The sequence below is a fragment of the Pseudomonas fluorescens genome (genome assembly GCF_018614655.1).
GTDB lineage: Bacteria > Pseudomonadota > Gammaproteobacteria > Pseudomonadales > Pseudomonadaceae > Aquipseudomonas > Aquipseudomonas fluorescens_BX.
Window position 1 is genome coordinate 108399 of record NZ_JAGGOG010000004.1, and the last position, 15872, is coordinate 124270.

11 protein-coding genes are annotated in these 15872 nt (G+C 58.0%); 5 read left to right on the forward strand and 6 right to left on the reverse strand.

What is annotated here, in order from left to right; genetic code table 11:
• Positions 1–62 precede the first annotated feature (62 nt).
• From glyQ to J7E41_RS05430, 4 genes are all read left to right on the forward strand, one after another.
• Entirely contained in the window at positions 63–1016 is a 954-nt protein-coding gene (gene glyQ / locus J7E41_RS05415; protein ID WP_003213601.1) for a glycine--tRNA ligase subunit alpha, read from the forward strand.
• Entirely contained in the window at positions 1013–3067 is a 2055-nt protein-coding gene (gene glyS / locus J7E41_RS05420) for a glycine--tRNA ligase subunit beta (protein ID WP_214990691.1), read from the forward strand. The genes glyQ and glyS overlap by 4 nt, the downstream gene beginning before the upstream one ends.
• Positions 3067–3606: a D-glycero-beta-D-manno-heptose 1,7-bisphosphate 7-phosphatase gene (gene gmhB, locus J7E41_RS05425; protein ID WP_214991366.1), complete on the forward strand. Its 540-nt coding sequence runs from the start codon at positions 3067–3069 to the stop codon at positions 3604–3606. Before glyS ends, gmhB begins: the two co-directional genes overlap by 1 nt.
• A gap of 84 nt (positions 3607–3690) precedes the next feature.
• Positions 3691–4461, forward strand: a complete 771-nt coding sequence (locus tag J7E41_RS05430) for a lysophospholipid acyltransferase family protein (RefSeq protein WP_214990693.1) — start codon at positions 3691–3693, stop codon at positions 4459–4461.
• A gap of 182 nt (positions 4462–4643) precedes the next feature.
• Here J7E41_RS05430 and J7E41_RS05435 read toward each other — a convergent pair whose 3' ends face one another.
• A complete protein-coding gene (locus tag J7E41_RS05435) occupies positions 4644–6947 on the reverse strand; it encodes a CHASE2 domain-containing protein (RefSeq protein ID WP_214990695.1) in 2304 nt (767 codons plus the stop codon).
• Between the two features lie 3 nt (positions 6948–6950).
• Complete coding sequence (locus J7E41_RS05440) at positions 6951–7952, reverse strand: FecR family protein (RefSeq protein ID WP_214991368.1); 1002 nt, start codon at positions 7950–7952, stop codon at positions 6951–6953.
• Positions 7953–8817: 865 nt separating this feature from the next.
• Between J7E41_RS05440 and J7E41_RS05445 the strand changes: the two genes are divergently transcribed.
• Positions 8818–9537, forward strand: a complete 720-nt coding sequence (locus tag J7E41_RS05445) for a response regulator transcription factor (RefSeq protein WP_169357156.1) — start codon at positions 8818–8820, stop codon at positions 9535–9537.
• Positions 9538–9648: 111 nt separating this feature from the next.
• Here J7E41_RS05445 and gyrB read toward each other — a convergent pair whose 3' ends face one another.
• Genes gyrB through dnaA form a run of 4 tightly spaced genes read right to left on the reverse strand, consistent with a single transcriptional unit; the run spans position 9649 to position 15861 of the window.
• Complete coding sequence (gene gyrB / locus J7E41_RS05450; RefSeq protein ID WP_155582314.1) at positions 9649–12066, reverse strand: DNA topoisomerase (ATP-hydrolyzing) subunit B; 2418 nt, start codon at positions 12064–12066, stop codon at positions 9649–9651.
• A 4-nt stretch (positions 12067–12070) separates the two neighbouring features.
• On the reverse strand, positions 12071–13174 hold the full coding sequence (gene recF, locus J7E41_RS05455; protein ID WP_214990697.1) for a DNA replication/repair protein RecF: 1104 nt from the start codon (positions 13172–13174) through the stop codon (positions 12071–12073).
• Between the two features lie 20 nt (positions 13175–13194).
• Positions 13195–14298, reverse strand: coding sequence for a DNA polymerase III subunit beta (gene dnaN, locus J7E41_RS05460; protein WP_003213582.1), 1104 nt, complete (start codon positions 14296–14298; stop codon positions 13195–13197).
• A gap of 39 nt (positions 14299–14337) precedes the next feature.
• On the reverse strand, positions 14338–15861 hold the full coding sequence (dnaA, locus tag J7E41_RS05465; protein WP_214990699.1) for a chromosomal replication initiator protein DnaA: 1524 nt from the start codon (positions 15859–15861) through the stop codon (positions 14338–14340).
• Between the last annotated feature and the right edge of the window lie 11 nt (positions 15862–15872).

Sequence of the window (15872 nt, forward strand, 5' to 3'; positions counted from 1 at the left end):
GCGGGGCCGAATCGGGTATACTCCCGCTCTTTAAATCGCAGCCCAAGTAACAGGTGAATTTCGTGAGCCAGCCTACGCCAGCCGTGCGTACCTTCCAAGACTTGATCCTCGCCCTCCAGCAATACTGGGCCGAGCAAGGTTGTGTGGTACTTCAGCCCTACGATATGGAAGTAGGCGCCGGCACTTTCCACACCGCAACATTCCTGCGGGCCATCGGCCCGGAAACCTGGAACGCCGCTTATGTGCAGCCCAGTCGTCGCCCGACTGACGGCCGCTACGGCGAAAACCCTAACCGTCTGCAGCACTACTACCAGTTCCAGGTGGTCTTGAAGCCTAACCCGGACAATTTCCAGGAGCTGTACCTGGGCTCGTTGAAACATGTCGGTCTGGACCCGCTGGTCCACGACATCCGTTTCGTCGAAGACAACTGGGAATCGCCGACCCTGGGCGCCTGGGGTCTGGGCTGGGAAGTCTGGCTCAACGGTATGGAAGTCACCCAGTTCACCTACTTCCAGCAAGCGGGCGGCATCGAGTGCTACCCGGTAACCGGCGAGATCACTTACGGTCTCGAGCGTCTGGCCATGTACCTGCAAGGCGTGGATTCGGTCTACGACCTGGTGTGGGCTGACGGTCCGTTCGGCAAGGTCACTTATGGCGATGTGTTCCACCAGAACGAAGTGGAGCAGTCGACCTACAACTTCGAACACGCCAACGTCGAGAAACTGTTCGAGCTGTTCGACTTCTATGAAAGCGAAGCCAAGCGCCTGATCGAACTGGATCAACCGCTGCCATTGCCAAGCTACGAAATGGTCCTGAAGGCATCCCACACCTTCAACCTGCTGGATGCCCGCCGTGCCATCTCGGTTACCGCGCGCCAGCAATACATTCTGCGTGTACGCACCCTGGCGCGTTCTGTCGCCCAAGCCTACCTGCTGGCTCGCGCCAAGCTGGGCTTCCCGATGGCAACCCCGGACCTGCGTGATGAAGTGTTGGCTAAGCTGGAGGCTGCACAATGAGTGCTCAAGATTTCCTGGTTGAACTGGGCACCGAAGAGCTGCCACCCAAGGCACTGAACACCCTGGCCGATGCATTCCTGGCCGGGATCGAAAAGGGCCTGCAAACCGCCGGCCTGAAGTTCGAAGCGAAGAAAGTCTACGCCGCGCCACGTCGCCTGGCCGTGTTGCTCACCGCGCTGGAAACCCAGCAGCCGGACCGCAGCATCAACCTCGACGGCCCGCCACGCCAGGCGGCCTTCGATGCCGAAGGCAATCCGACACAGGCTGCCCTTGGTTTTGCCAAGAAGTGCGGCGTCGAGCTGAGCGAAATCGACCAGAGCGGCCCAAAGCTGCGTTTCAGCCAGGTCATCAAGGGCAAGCCAACCGCCAGCCTGTTGCCGACCATCGTCGAAGACTCCCTGAACGACCTGCCTATCCCTAAGCGCATGCGCTGGGGTGCTCGCAAGGAAGAGTTCGTGCGTCCGACCCAGTGGCTGGTGATGCTGCTCGGTGACCAGGTCATCGATTGCACCATCCTCGCTCAGAAGGCTGGCCGTGACTCCCGTGGTCACCGCTTCCACCATCCGGAAAGCGTACGCATCACTGCGCCCGCCAACTACCTCAACGACCTGCGTGCCGCTTACGTGCTGGCCGACGCCAACGAGCGTCGCGAGCTGATCAGCAAGCGCACCGAAGAGCTGGCCCGTCTGCAGGAAGGCACCGCCATTGTGCCGCCAAGCCTGCTGGACGAAGTGACCGCGTTGGTCGAGTGGCCGGTGCCGCTGGTGTGCTCGTTCGAAGAGCGTTTCCTCGATGTGCCGCAAGAAGCGCTGATCACCACCATGCAGGACAACCAGAAGTATTTCTGCCTGCTGGACGCCGATGGCAAGTTGCTGCCGCGCTTTATCACCGTGGCCAACATCGAAAGCAAGGACCCACAGCAGATCATCGCCGGTAACGAAAAAGTCGTTCGCCCGCGCCTGACCGACGCCGAGTTCTTCTTCAAGCAAGACAAGAAGCAGAAGCTGGAAGACTTCAACCTGCGCCTGCAAAACGTGGTGTTCCAGGAAAAACTGGGCAGCGTCTACGACAAGGCTGTACGGGTTTCCAAGCTGGCCGCCTACATCGCGCCACGCATTGGCGGTGACGCCGCTTGGGCGGCACGTGCAGGCCTGCTGTCCAAGTGCGACCTGGCCACCGAGATGGTCGGCGAGTTCCCGGAGATGCAAGGTGTTGCCGGTTACTACTACGCCCTCAATGACGGGGAGCCACAAGATGTCGCCCTGGCCCTGAACGAGCAGTACATGCCGCGCGGCGCTGGCGCCGAACTGCCAACCACCCTCACCGGTGCGGCCGTGGCCATCGCTGACAAGCTGGATACCCTGGTGGGTATTTTCGGCATCGGCATGCTGCCTACCGGCAGCAAAGACCCGTACGCCCTGCGTCGCGCGGCCCTGGGCGTGCTGCGCATCCTGATCGACAAAAAACTCGACCTCGACCTGACCCAGGCCGTGGTGTTTGCGGTCGGCCAGTTCGGTACCAAGGTCAAGCAAGCCGGCCTGGCCGAGCAAGTGCTGGAGTTCGTGTTCGACCGTCTGCGTGCCCGTTACGAAGACGAAGGCGTGGACGTGTCGGTGTACCTGTCGGTGCGTGCCCTGCAACCCGGTTCGGCGCTGGACTTCGATCAGCGCGTACAGGCCGTACAGGCCTTCCGCAAATTGCCGGAAGCCGGTGCCCTGGCCGCCGTGAACAAGCGTGTGTCGAACCTGCTGAGCAAGGCCGACAACCTCGGCAATGCCGAAGTCGACCCGGGCCTGTTTGCCGATGCCAAGGAGTTCTCCCTGAACTCGGCCATCGCCAAGGCGGAAAACGCCGTGAAGCCGCTGATTGCCGAGCGCAATTACGCCGAAGCACTGGCACGCCTGGCCAGCTTGCGTGAACCGGTGGATGCGTTCTTCGAAGCCGTGATGATCAACGCCGAAGACGCGGGTGTGCGGAAAAATCGCTACGCCATGCTGGCGCGCCTGCGTGGGTTGTTCATCAACATCGCTGACATTTCCGTGCTGGGCTGATCATGTTGAAACTGCTGATTCTCGATCGGGACGGAGTGATCAATTATGACTCCGACGCTTACATCAAGTCGGTGGAGGAGTGGATTCCACTGCCCGGCTCGGTCGAGGCCATCGCGCAGTTGAGCAAGGCCGGCTGGACGGTGGCAGTCGCCACCAACCAGTCCGGCATTGCCCGCGGCTACTACGACATCGCCACCCTGGACGCCATGCATGCGCGTTTGCGCACGTTGGTGGCAGAGCAGGGCGGTGAGTTGGGGCTGGTGGTTTACTGCCCTCACGGGCCGGATGAGGGCTGCGCATGCCGCAAGCCCAAACCGGGCATGCTAAAAACCATTGCCGAATATTACAATGTGCCGTTGACTGGCCTATGGTTCGTCGGGGACAGTCTCGGTGACTTGGAGGCGGCCAAGGCCGTCGACTCACAGCCCGTTTTGGTAAAAACCGGGAAAGGCGAAAAGACCCAGGGTAAAACCCTGCCGGTAGGCACCTTGATTTTTGACGATCTGGCGGCCGTTGCCGCAGAACTTATCAACAACTAGCAGCCCTTCTGACTTCCTGACCAAGGACTGTTCGGGAGCGCGCTTTTAACAGGCGGGCGTAGCCCCGCAACGGTAAATGCCGCCATGTCGATTTTGCAGGCCATCAGAACCTTCTTCTTTTACCTGCTGTTGGGCACCAGTTCGTTTCTCTGGTGCACCCTGAGCTTTTTTATCGCGCCTTTTTTGCCGTTCAAGGCACGCTATCGTTTCATTAATGTCTTTTGGTGCCGCTGCGCGTTGTGGCTGACCAAGGTGTTCCTGAATATTCGTTTCGAGATCAAGGGCGCCGAAAACGTCCCGGACCAGCCTTGCGTAATTCTGTCCAACCACCAAAGCACCTGGGAAACCTTCTTCCTGTCTGCCTACTTCTCACCGCTGAGCCAGGTGCTCAAGCGTGAGTTGCTGTACGTGCCGTTCTTCGGCTGGGCCATGGCCATGTTGCGACCGATCGCCATCGACCGCGACAACCCCAAGGCAGCGCTCAAGCATGTGGCAAAGAAAGGTGATGAGCTGCTCAAGGACGGGGTGTGGGTACTGATCTTCCCGGAAGGTACGCGTGTACCGTATGGCACCGTTGGCAAGTTCTCGCGCGGTGGTACAGCGCTGGCAGTCAATGCCAATCTGCCCGTGCTGCCGATTGCCCACAACGCCGGCAAGTTCTGGCCGAAGAGTGGTTGGGCCAAACGTGCGGGCACCATCACCGTAGTGATCGGCGAACCGATGTATGCCGAAGGCGAAGGGCCGAGAGCCATTGCGGCGCTCAATGACCGCGCTGCAGCATGGAATGAGGCCCAACAACGGGCCATGGGTTCATTGCCTCCGCTGCCTGTTGAAATTGATTCGGCGGCAATTTGAATTTCTGTGGATAACCTGTGTACGGCTTGTTGGCGAATTGGCGTTTTTATCTCATAACTTTCTGATTTAATTACATATTTCTCAAGCTCATAAAACAACGAAAAAGGTGCATAAGTTTTTTACGCATAAAAAAACCGGCTCTCGCAGCCGGTTTTTTATGCACAGGTAAAAAGCGTGCCAACTCACTCGGTCCACAACGGCAATTGCAGGCTGAATGTGGTGCCTTTCCCTACCTCACTCTCACACTCGACACGTCCGCCATGGCGGTCCACTACCGCCTTGACCATGGTCAACCCCAACCCCAAGCCTTCGCTGCCTTGGGACGACGCAAAGCGCCGGTACTGACCAAACAAGACAGGCAAGTCCTCCGGGGCAATACCAGGGCCCTGATCGCTGATTCGACATGTCAGCCACTCGCCAGCACACCTTAGGCTCAACGTTACCGTGGTCCCGGGCGGGCTGTATTTGACCGCGTTCTCCAGCACGTTGAACAGAGCACGAGTCAGCAGCGATTGATCCGCCGAGACCATTTCTTCACCGGCCTCATCCAGGTCGTGAACCAAGTGGATACCCTTGAGTTGGGCAATTAGCGCCACTTGATCAAACGCGTCGAGCACGAGCATGGCGAACAGACTGGGCTGGAACTGATAGCCATCGGATTCAGCCTTGGCCAGTTGGACAAATGATTCAGTAAGGCTCAGCGCCCGTCGTACCTGCTGTTCGATCTGGGCAAATACTGGCGCGGCGCCTGGGGATTCGTGGCGCTGGACATCCAGCAAGGCCAAGATCGCCGAGTGGGGTGCGCGCAGGTCATGGGACAGAAAGCGCAACAGGGTTTCCCGTTGCTGCTGGGCATCACGCTCGATACTCAAGTCCGTCATGCTCAGCAGCCAGCCCAGGGCCACATCACCGTCTGCCTGCCGCAAGGGGGCCAGGTCCAGGCGGAGGCTGCGTTGTTGGGTGTCACGAAACTCGACGAGTTCCAATGTCGACAACGAAGGACGAAGGCCATCCTGCAGCGGCGGATACCCCAATTCAGCCAGTTGTCCGAGCAGGTTTTCGGCAATCAACTCATTACCAAACACGTCTCGGGCAATCCGGTTGGCCAGCAGGATGTTCCCCACCGGGTCGGTGATCAACGTGGCCACCGGCAAGCACTCCAAACCATCGGCCATGAAGCGACGGGTATCGCGGGTACGGCTGACGGCTTGTTCCAGGGCAAAGATCCGCCCTTGCAACACATCGCCCTTGCTGGCGGGCGCACGACGGCGTTCCGGCAGCACCTTGGGTTCGTTGTCCAGGCGGGCCAGTTCCCAGCCGAAATACGCCAGGATCACGCTCAGGCGGCGCCAGTTCCAGATCAGGTAGGCCAGCAGCAAGCCGATCAGACACGCTGCAGGCGACCACCAGCCACCCAAGCGCAACAAGCCCCAGGAACTGAGGAGGGTGACGCTCATGCAGCCCAAGGTCAGCCACAGTGCGTAGCGAGGGCGGAACAGCAGCAAACCCAGCAGCAGGGCCACCATGGCGGTGGCCATCAACGCTGCCAGCCAACCGGGCAACACTACGATGCTGCGCTCTTGCAGAAGGCCGTTGAGGATGTTGGCCTGAATCTCGACGCCAGCAGTGGTGCCCACGCTGGCTGACAGCGGCGTGACATAGCGGTCGCCCATACCGGGCGCAGTGGCACCCACCAGAATCAGACGATCGCGCAAAATCTCAGGCGGAACCTCTCCGCGCAACACGCTGACATAGGGGACGCTGGCAAAGCCGGCACTGGCATCAATGAAGGGAATCCGAATGGCATTCTCCCGCTGCCAATCGGCACGCTCCGATGGCTCGGACAAGCCCGGCATCGAGGTGTCCTGTCCAGCCAGTTCGAACGCCAGCCACGCCAATTGTGGCGTCATTTGGCCGGGTGGACCTTCACGCAAATAGAGGCTGCGAACAATCCCATCGCTGTCGGCTTCCACATTGATATGGCCAACACCCCGGGCACAATCACGCAGCGGCAACACGGGTTGGATCTGCGCTACAGGCTGGCCGTAGCGGGGCATCCCTTCACGAATCAGTGGCAGTAATACATTACCGGCGTTGCAGATAGCTTCGGCCAAACGTTGATCGTTGGCGGGCTCACGGGCCGGCTCGCTGAAAATCACATCAAACAGAATGCCTGCGGGTTTGGCAGCACTCAGGCGATCAATGAGGTCGGCGTGTACGCGCCGCGACCACGGCCACTGACCCAGCTGTTTAAGGCTGCGGTCATCAATGGTCACCAGCAGAATGCGTGGATCAACCGATAAGGGGCTGAAGCGGCGGAGGCTGTCATACAGCAGGTTATTGAGGGCAAGTCCCGGGCTGAGGGACAGGAATGCTGTCATGGGCAACAACAGAAGACTAATCCACAGCCACTCACGCACCAGGCCGTTGAACAGCCGCTGAGCCTGGGTCGGCTGGCGCTTCTCAGCCCTGCGCCACAGCCTCACCGGTCAACCGCCGGAGGTCTGCGGTACACCCGTCGCGGGCGGGTAGTAGAAGATGTCGTAGACCCCGGTGGCTCCCTCCAACCCCTGTTCATCATAAGCAGACAAGCGCACGTGATAGAACGACGCTTTCAGCCCAGTGAAGCTCATTTGCGGCTTACTGGAGAAGTTTTCCTGCTTGATGTTCATGAACTCCTTATCGGTAGCGACCTGGGCCCGATAACGTTGAGCGCCCGGCAGCGGTCGCAGGAACAGGGTCCAGACTGGCGCGTCACCCTTCTGACCATCCTGGCCCACAAGGGTAGGAGGGTCCAGCAGCTCCACTGGCTTGAGCTCCCCTTGTTTCTTGAACACCAACCCTTGGCGAGCCCCGACCTTCACTTCGCCCGCCACCGGACCGATCACCGGTTTCTTTTTAACGGACTTAGTGGTGGGCGGCGTCTGGTCACGATTGACCGCCACCTGCCCGTTGAGCACTTCGACCACCGATTGTTCGCCATCGTTGCGAACCCGGAAGTGCGTACCGCGTACACCCAATACGCCCACCGGGGTCACGATCTGGAAACGGTCATAATCGCTGGCACGCTTGATCACATAGGCTTCGACCTGGCCCTGCTCAAGAATGACCTGAGGGACCGCCTGTTCCTCTACCAGGTGCAAGCGGACCTGGGAGTTGGAAGGCAGCACGATTCGCGAACCATCTCCCAGCAACAGGCTGACAAACGCCGAAGGAGAGGTTTTTACGCTCTCCTGCTCATCAATGACCATGCCTTCCATCAGAACGCTCGGCACACCTTTGTCATCCAGTTTCCAGGCTTCGCCCGTCAGATGCTGGACGACGGCCGGCAACGGCTGCGCACGACATAGCAGATTGTCATCAATGTAGGGCGCGCGAGGAAGAGCGGGGCGCGCAATGGCGGGCAGACTGGCTGCGCCCAGCGTAACGATCAGGCCTGAGCCCAACAGTGTGGAAAAGAGGTGGCGGTATCGGCAGGAAAAGAAGGTCATGGCGCTCATCAAGATTCTAGTTCTAATGGGTCATCAGAAAGCACTTTCAGAAAGCGTCTTGCAGCAGGGAAGACCTTGAATACCGCCTACGATACCCGATGATGCATCGCACTCGATAGCCGTAATGTTCGGGGCGTGGGATCCACTGCAGAGGATGACACGTCCCTGTGTCGAATCCGGCCTTGTGTCCTGGTCCGGATATACATCGAAGAAGCACGGTCCTTCTCATCCCTCCGACAACAGTTCGTGGCGGACCTCGGACTGTGGTTGACACATCCTGTGTCGGAGCGCCTCCCGCGCTCCAATATGTGTGTCACTCAGCGGGAGAGAATTTACCTACAGCAGAGGTGCATCAGGGGAATCTGCAACATTTGTTCAGATTCAACACCACTAGAAGACCCAGCGCTGGTTCTCCTGAGTCACGCTGGCTCGCTGGAAGGACGAGCTCGCGAAGCCCATTCCATCGCCTGGTTCACTTAATGTCTGCCGCTGGTCAAACGGGGTAGGCGCCACTGCCGGGCTGGAGGCTCCTACCGTTTCGGTCCCCAGACCCGCCGCAATCACCAACAAAACCATCCGCCCCCACACATTGACCCGCTCCATAACGATCGCTCGTCCCGACACAGCATAAAGCCTGATTGCCATTGATCCTTTTCCTGACGGTCTCGAGCCGGTATCTTCCCAGCTGGGTATTGATGATTTCCAACGGCTTAACGGCCATTTGATATCAGCGTACCTATAGATCCAGGGGGCTTGAGAATTTGGCGATAATTGTTCAGATTCAACAGCTAGAATTTACGCATACAGCCCTTATCGAAACAGGCCGACAACTAGCCGCACTCTTCAAGAAGAAAGGACCCCTCCCATGCGTGTCGCAATACTGGATGACGAACCTGCAGAATTACGGCGGGTGGAACAGACACTGCGACAAATCCCCACCGCCTCGGAACAGCCATGGACGCTGCATTGCTTTGAGAGCGGTGAAGACCTACTGCGCCAACTGCGCCGTGAAACGTTCGACCTGTTGATCCTGGATTGGCAACTCCCTGATTTAAGCGGTCTGGCGCTGTTGCGCTGGACGCGTGAGCACATGGAGGTACCACCCGCTGCCATCATGCTCACCAGCCGAGATGCCGAGAGCGATATCGTTCAGGCGCTGAACAGCGGCGCGGATGATTACGTCAGCAAGCCCTTTCGCCCCAACGAGCTCAAGGCTCGCGTGACAGCTGTCCTGCGACGCCACGGCTTGCAGAAGTCTGCCGCTGGCGAAGTACTCACCTTCAATGACCTGACATTCGATGACGCCGAGCTGACCGTCACTCGGGCCGGCAAGCCCATCAGCCTGACCGAGCGCGAGTACCGCTTGGCTCGCTGCCTGTTTGCTAACCTGGCGCGTCCGCTATCCCGGGAGTACCTCTATGAACGGTTCTGGACCCATGAAGAGATGGTGTCCTCACGCCCGCTGGATACGCATATCTATCGTCTGCGCAACAAACTGGGGCTTACCGCGGATAGGGGTTGGCAGTTGCTGACGATCTATGGATATGGGTATCGGTTGGAGAGTGTGACGACCACTGACAACTGAGACGTTTTTTGATGTTCCACGTGGAGCATTTCTAAAAACCTCAATTCTCGTCCAATAAAAAAGGCCAACGCTAAGCGTTGGCCTTTTTAGTTTTACCGGCTGAGAACCCGATCAGAAGTCCAGGTTGGAAACAGCCAGGGCGTTGCTCTCGATGAAGTCACGACGAGGCTCAACCGCATCACCCATCAGGGTGTTGAAGATTTGATCCGCACCAATGGCGTCTTCGATGGTCACCCGCAGCATACGGCGCTGGGCTGGGTCCATGGTGGTTTCCCACAGCTGATCCGGGTTCATTTCGCCCAGACCTTTGTATCGCTGAATGGTGTGACGTTTGGTGCTTTCGGCCATCAACCAATCCAGCGCTTCCTTGAACTCCTTGACCGCTTTCTTGCGTTCGCCACGCTGAATATAAGCACCGTCGTCCAGCAGGGTACTCAGTTGCGCGCCGAGGGTCACAACGGTCTTGTAATCGTTGCTGCCGAAGAAATCGCGGTTAAAGGTGACGTAGTTAGACAGGCCGTGGGAGATCAGTTCGACCTCTGGCAGCCAGACGTTACGTTCACGGTCTTCACGCAGGCTGGCTTTGTAGACCAGACCGGATTTCTCCACTGTACGCAAGCGAACTTCGTACTGGGCCAGCCAATCCTGCATGTGTGCATGATCGCCCAACTGTTCCAGACTGACGGCTGGCAGGTAGATGAAGTGCTCGGTCAGCTCCTGAGGGTACAGGCGCGACAAACGCTTGAGAGTCTTCATCACCATGCGGAAGTCGTTTACCAAACGCTCCAGCGCCTCACCGGAGATCCCAGGGGCCTCATCGTTCAAGTGCAGGCTGGCATCTTCCAGGGCCGACTGCGTCATGTACTCTTCCATGGCGTCGTCGTCTTTGATGTATTGCTCTTGCTTGCCCTTTTTCACTTTGTACAACGGTGGCTGAGCGATGTAGATGTAGCCACGTTCGATCAGCTCCGGCAACTGACGGAAGAAGAACGTCAGCAACAGGGTACGGATGTGCGAACCGTCGACGTCAGCATCGGTCATGATGATGATGTTGTGGTAACGCAGCTTGTCGATGTTGTACTCGTCACGGCCAATGCCACAGCCCAAGGCCGTGATCAAGGTGCCGACTTCCTGCGAGGAGATCATCTTGTCAAAACGTGCCTTCTCGACGTTGAGGATCTTACCCTTCAACGGCAGGATGGCCTGGGTGCGACGATTACGACCCTGCTTGGCGGAGCCGCCAGCAGAGTCACCTTCCACCAGGTACAGTTCGGAGAGGGCAGGGTCCTTCTCCTGGCAGTCCGCCAGTTTGCCCGGCAGGCCCGCGATGTCCAACGCGCCTTTACGACGGGTCATCTCACGGGCTTTACGCGCCGCTTCACGAGCGCGTGCGGCATCGATCATCTTGCCGACAACCAGCTTGGCTTCGTTCGGGTTTTCCAGCAGGAAGTCGGAGAAGTATTTGCCCATCTCCTGTTCTACTGCGGTCTTCACTTCCGAAGACACCAGTTTGTCTTTGGTTTGTGAGCTGAACTTCGGATCAGGAACCTTGACCGAGATGATCGCAGTCAGACCTTCACGAGCGTCATCACCAGTGGTGGCGACTTTATGCTTCTTCGCCAGACCTTCTGCTTCGATGTAAGTATTCAGGTTACGCGTCAGCGCGGAACGGAAACCCACCAGGTGAGTACCGCCGTCACGCTGTGGAATGTTGTTGGTGAAGCACAACAGGTTCTCGTTGAAGCTGTCATTCCACTGCAGGGCGATTTCCACGCCGATGCCGTCTTCACGCTGGACATTGAAGTGGAACACCTGGTTGACCGCAGTCTTGTTGGTGTTCAGGTATTCAACGAACGCCCGCAGGCCACCTTCATACTTGAACAGCTCTTCCTTGCCGCTGCGCTCATCCTTGAGGACGATACCAACACCGGAGTTAAGGAACGACAGCTCACGAATCCGCTTGGCCAGAATGTCCCAGCTGAAGTGGATGTTCTTGAAGGTTTCGTCAGAAGGACGGAAATGAATCTGGGTACCGGTGGTTTCGCTCTCGCCGACGATTTTCATCGGTTCTTGCGGAACGCCGTGAACGTAAGTCTGCTCCCAGATCTTACCGCTACGACGCACGGTCAGCACCAGCAGTTCGGAGAGGGCGTTCACCACGGAAACACCTACACCGTGCAAACCGCCGGATACTTTATAGGAGTTATCGTCGAACTTACCGCCGGCGTGGAGCACGGTCATGATGACCTCTGCCGCCGAAACGCCTTCTTCTTTATGCACATCTACCGGAATGCCGCGCCCGTTGTCGCGCACGGTGATGGACTCGTCCGGGTGGATGATGATACTGATGTCGTCACAGTGACCGGCCAAAGCTTCGTCGATCGAGTTATCGACCACCTCGAACACCATGTGGTGCAGACCGCTGCCATCATCGGTATCGCCGATGTACATACCGGGACGTTTGCGTACGGCATCCAAACCTTTAAGCACTTTAATGCTGGTCGAGTCGTACGTATTTTCTTCGCTCATGCCTTCACTCCCGATGGTCGTGGGTCTGGGTGATACGGCCTTGTTCCACGTGGAACAAAGCGACTGGCGTTTCCGTCTGCCAGCCTTCCCTCAATAATTCGTGGTCTACACAGGTGATAAACACCTGGCAGCGTAAGTCTTCCAACAAGCGGCAAAGCGCGCGGCGGTGCTGCTCATCCAATTCGGACGGCAAGTCATCCACCAGATAAATACACTGACCTCGCCGGGCCTGGCTAACCAGATGCCCTTGGGCGATACGCAGCGCACACACCACCAGCTTCTGCTGACCGCGAGACAAGATATCTGCGGCATTATGTGCACCTAATCTAAGGCGCAAATCAGCCCGCTGTGGTCCGGCCTGGGTGTGGCCAATTTGCTGATCCCGTTGCAAGGACGTCGCGAGCACTGTACTCAGCTCTCGCTCTTTGTCCCAACCGCGGTAATAGCTCAGCGTTAAACCTTCGAGCTCCAACAACTCGCTCAAGGTCTGCTCAAAGACTGGTTTCAAGGCTTTGATATAGGCGCGGCGGTATTCATCTATTTCAGCGCTGGCCAGGCACAGTTCCCGGTCCCAGGCAGCTTGTGAAGCGGCGTCAAGTGTACCATGCCGCAGCCATGAGTTCCGCTGCCGCAGGGCCTTCTGCAGGCGCTGCCAAGTGGCCATGAAGCGCGGTTCCACGTGGAACACTCCCCAATCGAGGAATTGCCTGCGGATTTTCGGTGCACCTTCCAACAGCCGAAAGCTGTCGGGGTTGATCAGTTGCAATGGCAGAATCTCCGCCAACTGCGCCGCACTGCGAGCGTTCTGCCCATCAATACGAATCTGAAACTCTCCTTGGCGATCACGAGATATCCCCAGACTGCTATGCCCACCTTCGGCCAATTCGACCTGGCCAAATACCGTGCACGCCAATTGCTCGTATTGAATCACCGGCAATAAACGGGCACTGCGAAAGGAACGGGCAAGGCCCAGCAAGTGGATGGCTTCCAGCACGCTGGTTTTACCACTGCCGTTGGCGCCATGGAGGATATTGATGCGAGGAGAGGGGGAGAAGGTCACCGGGTGCAAATTGCGCACCGCGGTGACCGAGACACGACTAAGGGACATCTAGCTTCTGCTGAACATGATTACAGGCGCATCGGCATGACAACGTAAGCCGAGTCATCGTTGTCGGACTCTTGAACCAGAGCGCTGCTGTTGGAGTCGGACAGAATCAGGCGAACCTGTTCGGTGGTCATCACACCCAGCACGTCCAGCAAGTAGCTGACGTTGAAGCCGATTTCCAGGTTGCCGCCGTTGTAGTCGACGCCCACTTCTTCTTCCGCTTCTTCCTGCTCCGGGTTGTTGGCCTGGATTTTCAGCTGACCATTGGCCAGTTGCAGACGAATACCTCGGTACTTTTCGTTGGACAGAATCGCGGTACGGCTGAAGGCTTCACGCAGGGCCTGACGATCACCGATCACCAGCTTGTCGCCACCTTTAGGCAGCACACGCTCGTAGTCCGGGAACTTGCCATCTACCAGCTTGGAGGTGAAGGTGAACTCCCCGGTGGTCGCACGGATGTGGTGCTGACCCAAGACAATGCTGACATTGCCGTCCGGCTCGGTGAGCAGACGTGCCAGTTCGAGGATACCTTTGCGCGGCACGATGACCTGGTGACGATCCGGTTGACCAATATCGGCCTTCATCGAGCACATGGCCAGACGGTGACCGTCGGTGGCTACGGCGCGGATGATGCCTTCCGATACTTCCAGCAACATACCGTTGAGGTAGTAACGCACGTCCTGCTGGGCCATGGCGAAGCTGGTGCGCTCGATCAAGCGACGCAGTCGGCTTTGCTCCAGGCTGCAGGTCAACGAACCCGGACCTTCTTCCACGGTCGGGAAATCGTTGGCCGGCAAGGTGGACAGTGTGAAACGGCTGCGACCCGCCTTGACCACCAACTTCTGCTCGTCAACCTTGATGTCGATCAGTGCATCGTTGGGCAGGCTTTTGCAGATATCCATCAGCTTGCGCGCCGGCACGGTGATCTCGCCAGGTTCGGCGGGCTCTTCCAGTTGGACACGACCAACCAGTTCGACCTCCAGGTCAGTACCGGTCAGCGACAGTTGCTGGCCTTCGACAACCAGCAATACGTTGGAAAGCACCGGCAAGGTCTGTCGGCGCTCGACGACACCTGCGACCAGTTGCAGGGGTTTCAACAGGGCTTCGCGTTGAATGGTGAAATGCATGGTCTAGTCCCTTGCCTTAATAAGCTGCGCTGGTGTTCATCAAGTAGTCAGTGTACGCAGCAGGTTCTTGTAGTCCTCGCGAATATCCGCGTCGGATTCCTTAAGTTCGTTGATCTTGCGGCACGCATGCAAGACCGTAGTGTGGTCGCGACCGCCAAACACATCACCGATTTCCGGCAGGCTGTGGTTGGTCAGCTCCTTGGAGAGCGCCATGGCCACCTGACGAGGACGTGCTACCGAGCGCGAACGGCGCTTGGACAGCAGGTCGGAAATCTTGATCTTGTAGTACTCGGCCACCGTGCGTTGAATGTTATCCACACTGACCAGTTTGTCCTGTAGCGCCAACAGATCCTTCAGGGATTCGCGAATCAGCTCAATGGTGATATCGCGCCCCATGAAGTGCGAGTGAGCGATGACCCGCTTGAGCGCGCCTTCCAATTCACGCACGTTGGAGCGAATGCGCTGGGCGATGAAGAATGCCGCGTCGTGGGGCAGATCGACTTTTGCCTGATCGGCCTTTTTCATCAGGATCGCGACCCGGGTTTCCAGCTCCGGCGGCTCTACCGCAACGGTCAGGCCCCAGCCAAAGCGCGATTTCAAGCGCTCTTCCAGGCCTTCGATTTCCTTTGGATAGCGGTCACTGGTCAAGATGACCTGCTGGCCACCTTCAAGCAAGGCGTTGAACGTGTGGAAAAACTCTTCCTGGGAACGTTCCTTGCGGGCGAAGAATTGAATGTCATCGATCAACAGTGCGTCAACGGAACGGTAGAACCGTTTGAACTCGTTGATTGCATTGAGCTGCAAGGCCTTGACCATGTCAGCCACGAAGCGCTCCGAGTGCAGGTACACAACCTTGGCATTCGGGTTCTTCTTTAATAGATGGTTACCCACAGCGTGCATCAAGTGAGTCTTACCCAAGCCAACGCCACCATAAAGGAACAGCGGATTGTAGCCATGCTTGGGATTGTCGGCGACCTGCCAGGCAGCCGCACGGGCCAACTGGTTGGATTTACCTTCGACAAAGTTCTCGAATGTGAACGTACGGTTCAGGTAGCTGGTGTGCTTGAGCGCACCTTCGACCTGCACAGTGCGCTGTTCGGCCCGAATCGGGGCCTGCTGTGAGCTGGCACCTGCCATCGGATCGAAACTGTCACGGGATGGCTCTTCGTTCATCGGCGCGTTTTTCTGCGCCGATGATTTGGAACGGGCCGCAGCAGCAGGCGCGACCGGCGTGTTGTTGACCGGTGCCGCCGCAGCCTGGGCTTGCGATGCAGCAGCCGCCAGCGGCGCGTTCGGTGCAGCACGAGGTGCGGAACTGCGCTTGCTACCTATTAATAAGGAAAGCACTGGGGAAAGCCCGTTGCCATGTTCATCGAGCAATTCGAGAACGCGGCTCAGGTACTTCTCGTTGACCCAGTCGAGAACAAAGCGATTGGGTGCGTAGACACGCAACTCGTCGCCTTCGGCTTCGACCTGTAGCGGACGGATCCAGGTGTTGAATTGCTGGGCAGGCAGCTCATCGCGCAAAAGCTCCACGCACTGCTGCCAAAGTTCCACTGACACGGATATCCCCT

Excerpts from the sequence above, each read along its gene's own strand:
- glyS (WP_214990691.1), top strand. The coding sequence starts at position 1,013 with ATGAGTGCTCAAGATTTCCTGGTTGAACTGGGCACCGAAGAGCTGCCA.
- J7E41_RS05430 (WP_214990693.1), top strand. The coding sequence starts at position 3,691 with ATGTCGATTTTGCAGGCCATCAGAACCTTCTTCTTTTACCTGCTGTTG.
- J7E41_RS05440 (WP_214991368.1), bottom strand. The coding sequence starts at position 7,952 with ATGACCTTCTTTTCCTGCCGATACCGCCACCTCTTTTCCACACTGTTG.
- J7E41_RS05445 (WP_169357156.1), top strand. The coding sequence starts at position 8,818 with ATGCGTGTCGCAATACTGGATGACGAACCTGCAGAATTACGGCGGGTG.
- gyrB (WP_155582314.1), bottom strand. The coding sequence starts at position 12,066 with ATGAGCGAAGAAAATACGTACGACTCGACCAGCATTAAAGTGCTTAAA.
- recF (WP_214990697.1), bottom strand. The coding sequence starts at position 13,174 with ATGTCCCTTAGTCGTGTCTCGGTCACCGCGGTGCGCAATTTGCACCCG.
- dnaN (WP_003213582.1), bottom strand. The coding sequence starts at position 14,298 with ATGCATTTCACCATTCAACGCGAAGCCCTGTTGAAACCCCTGCAACTG.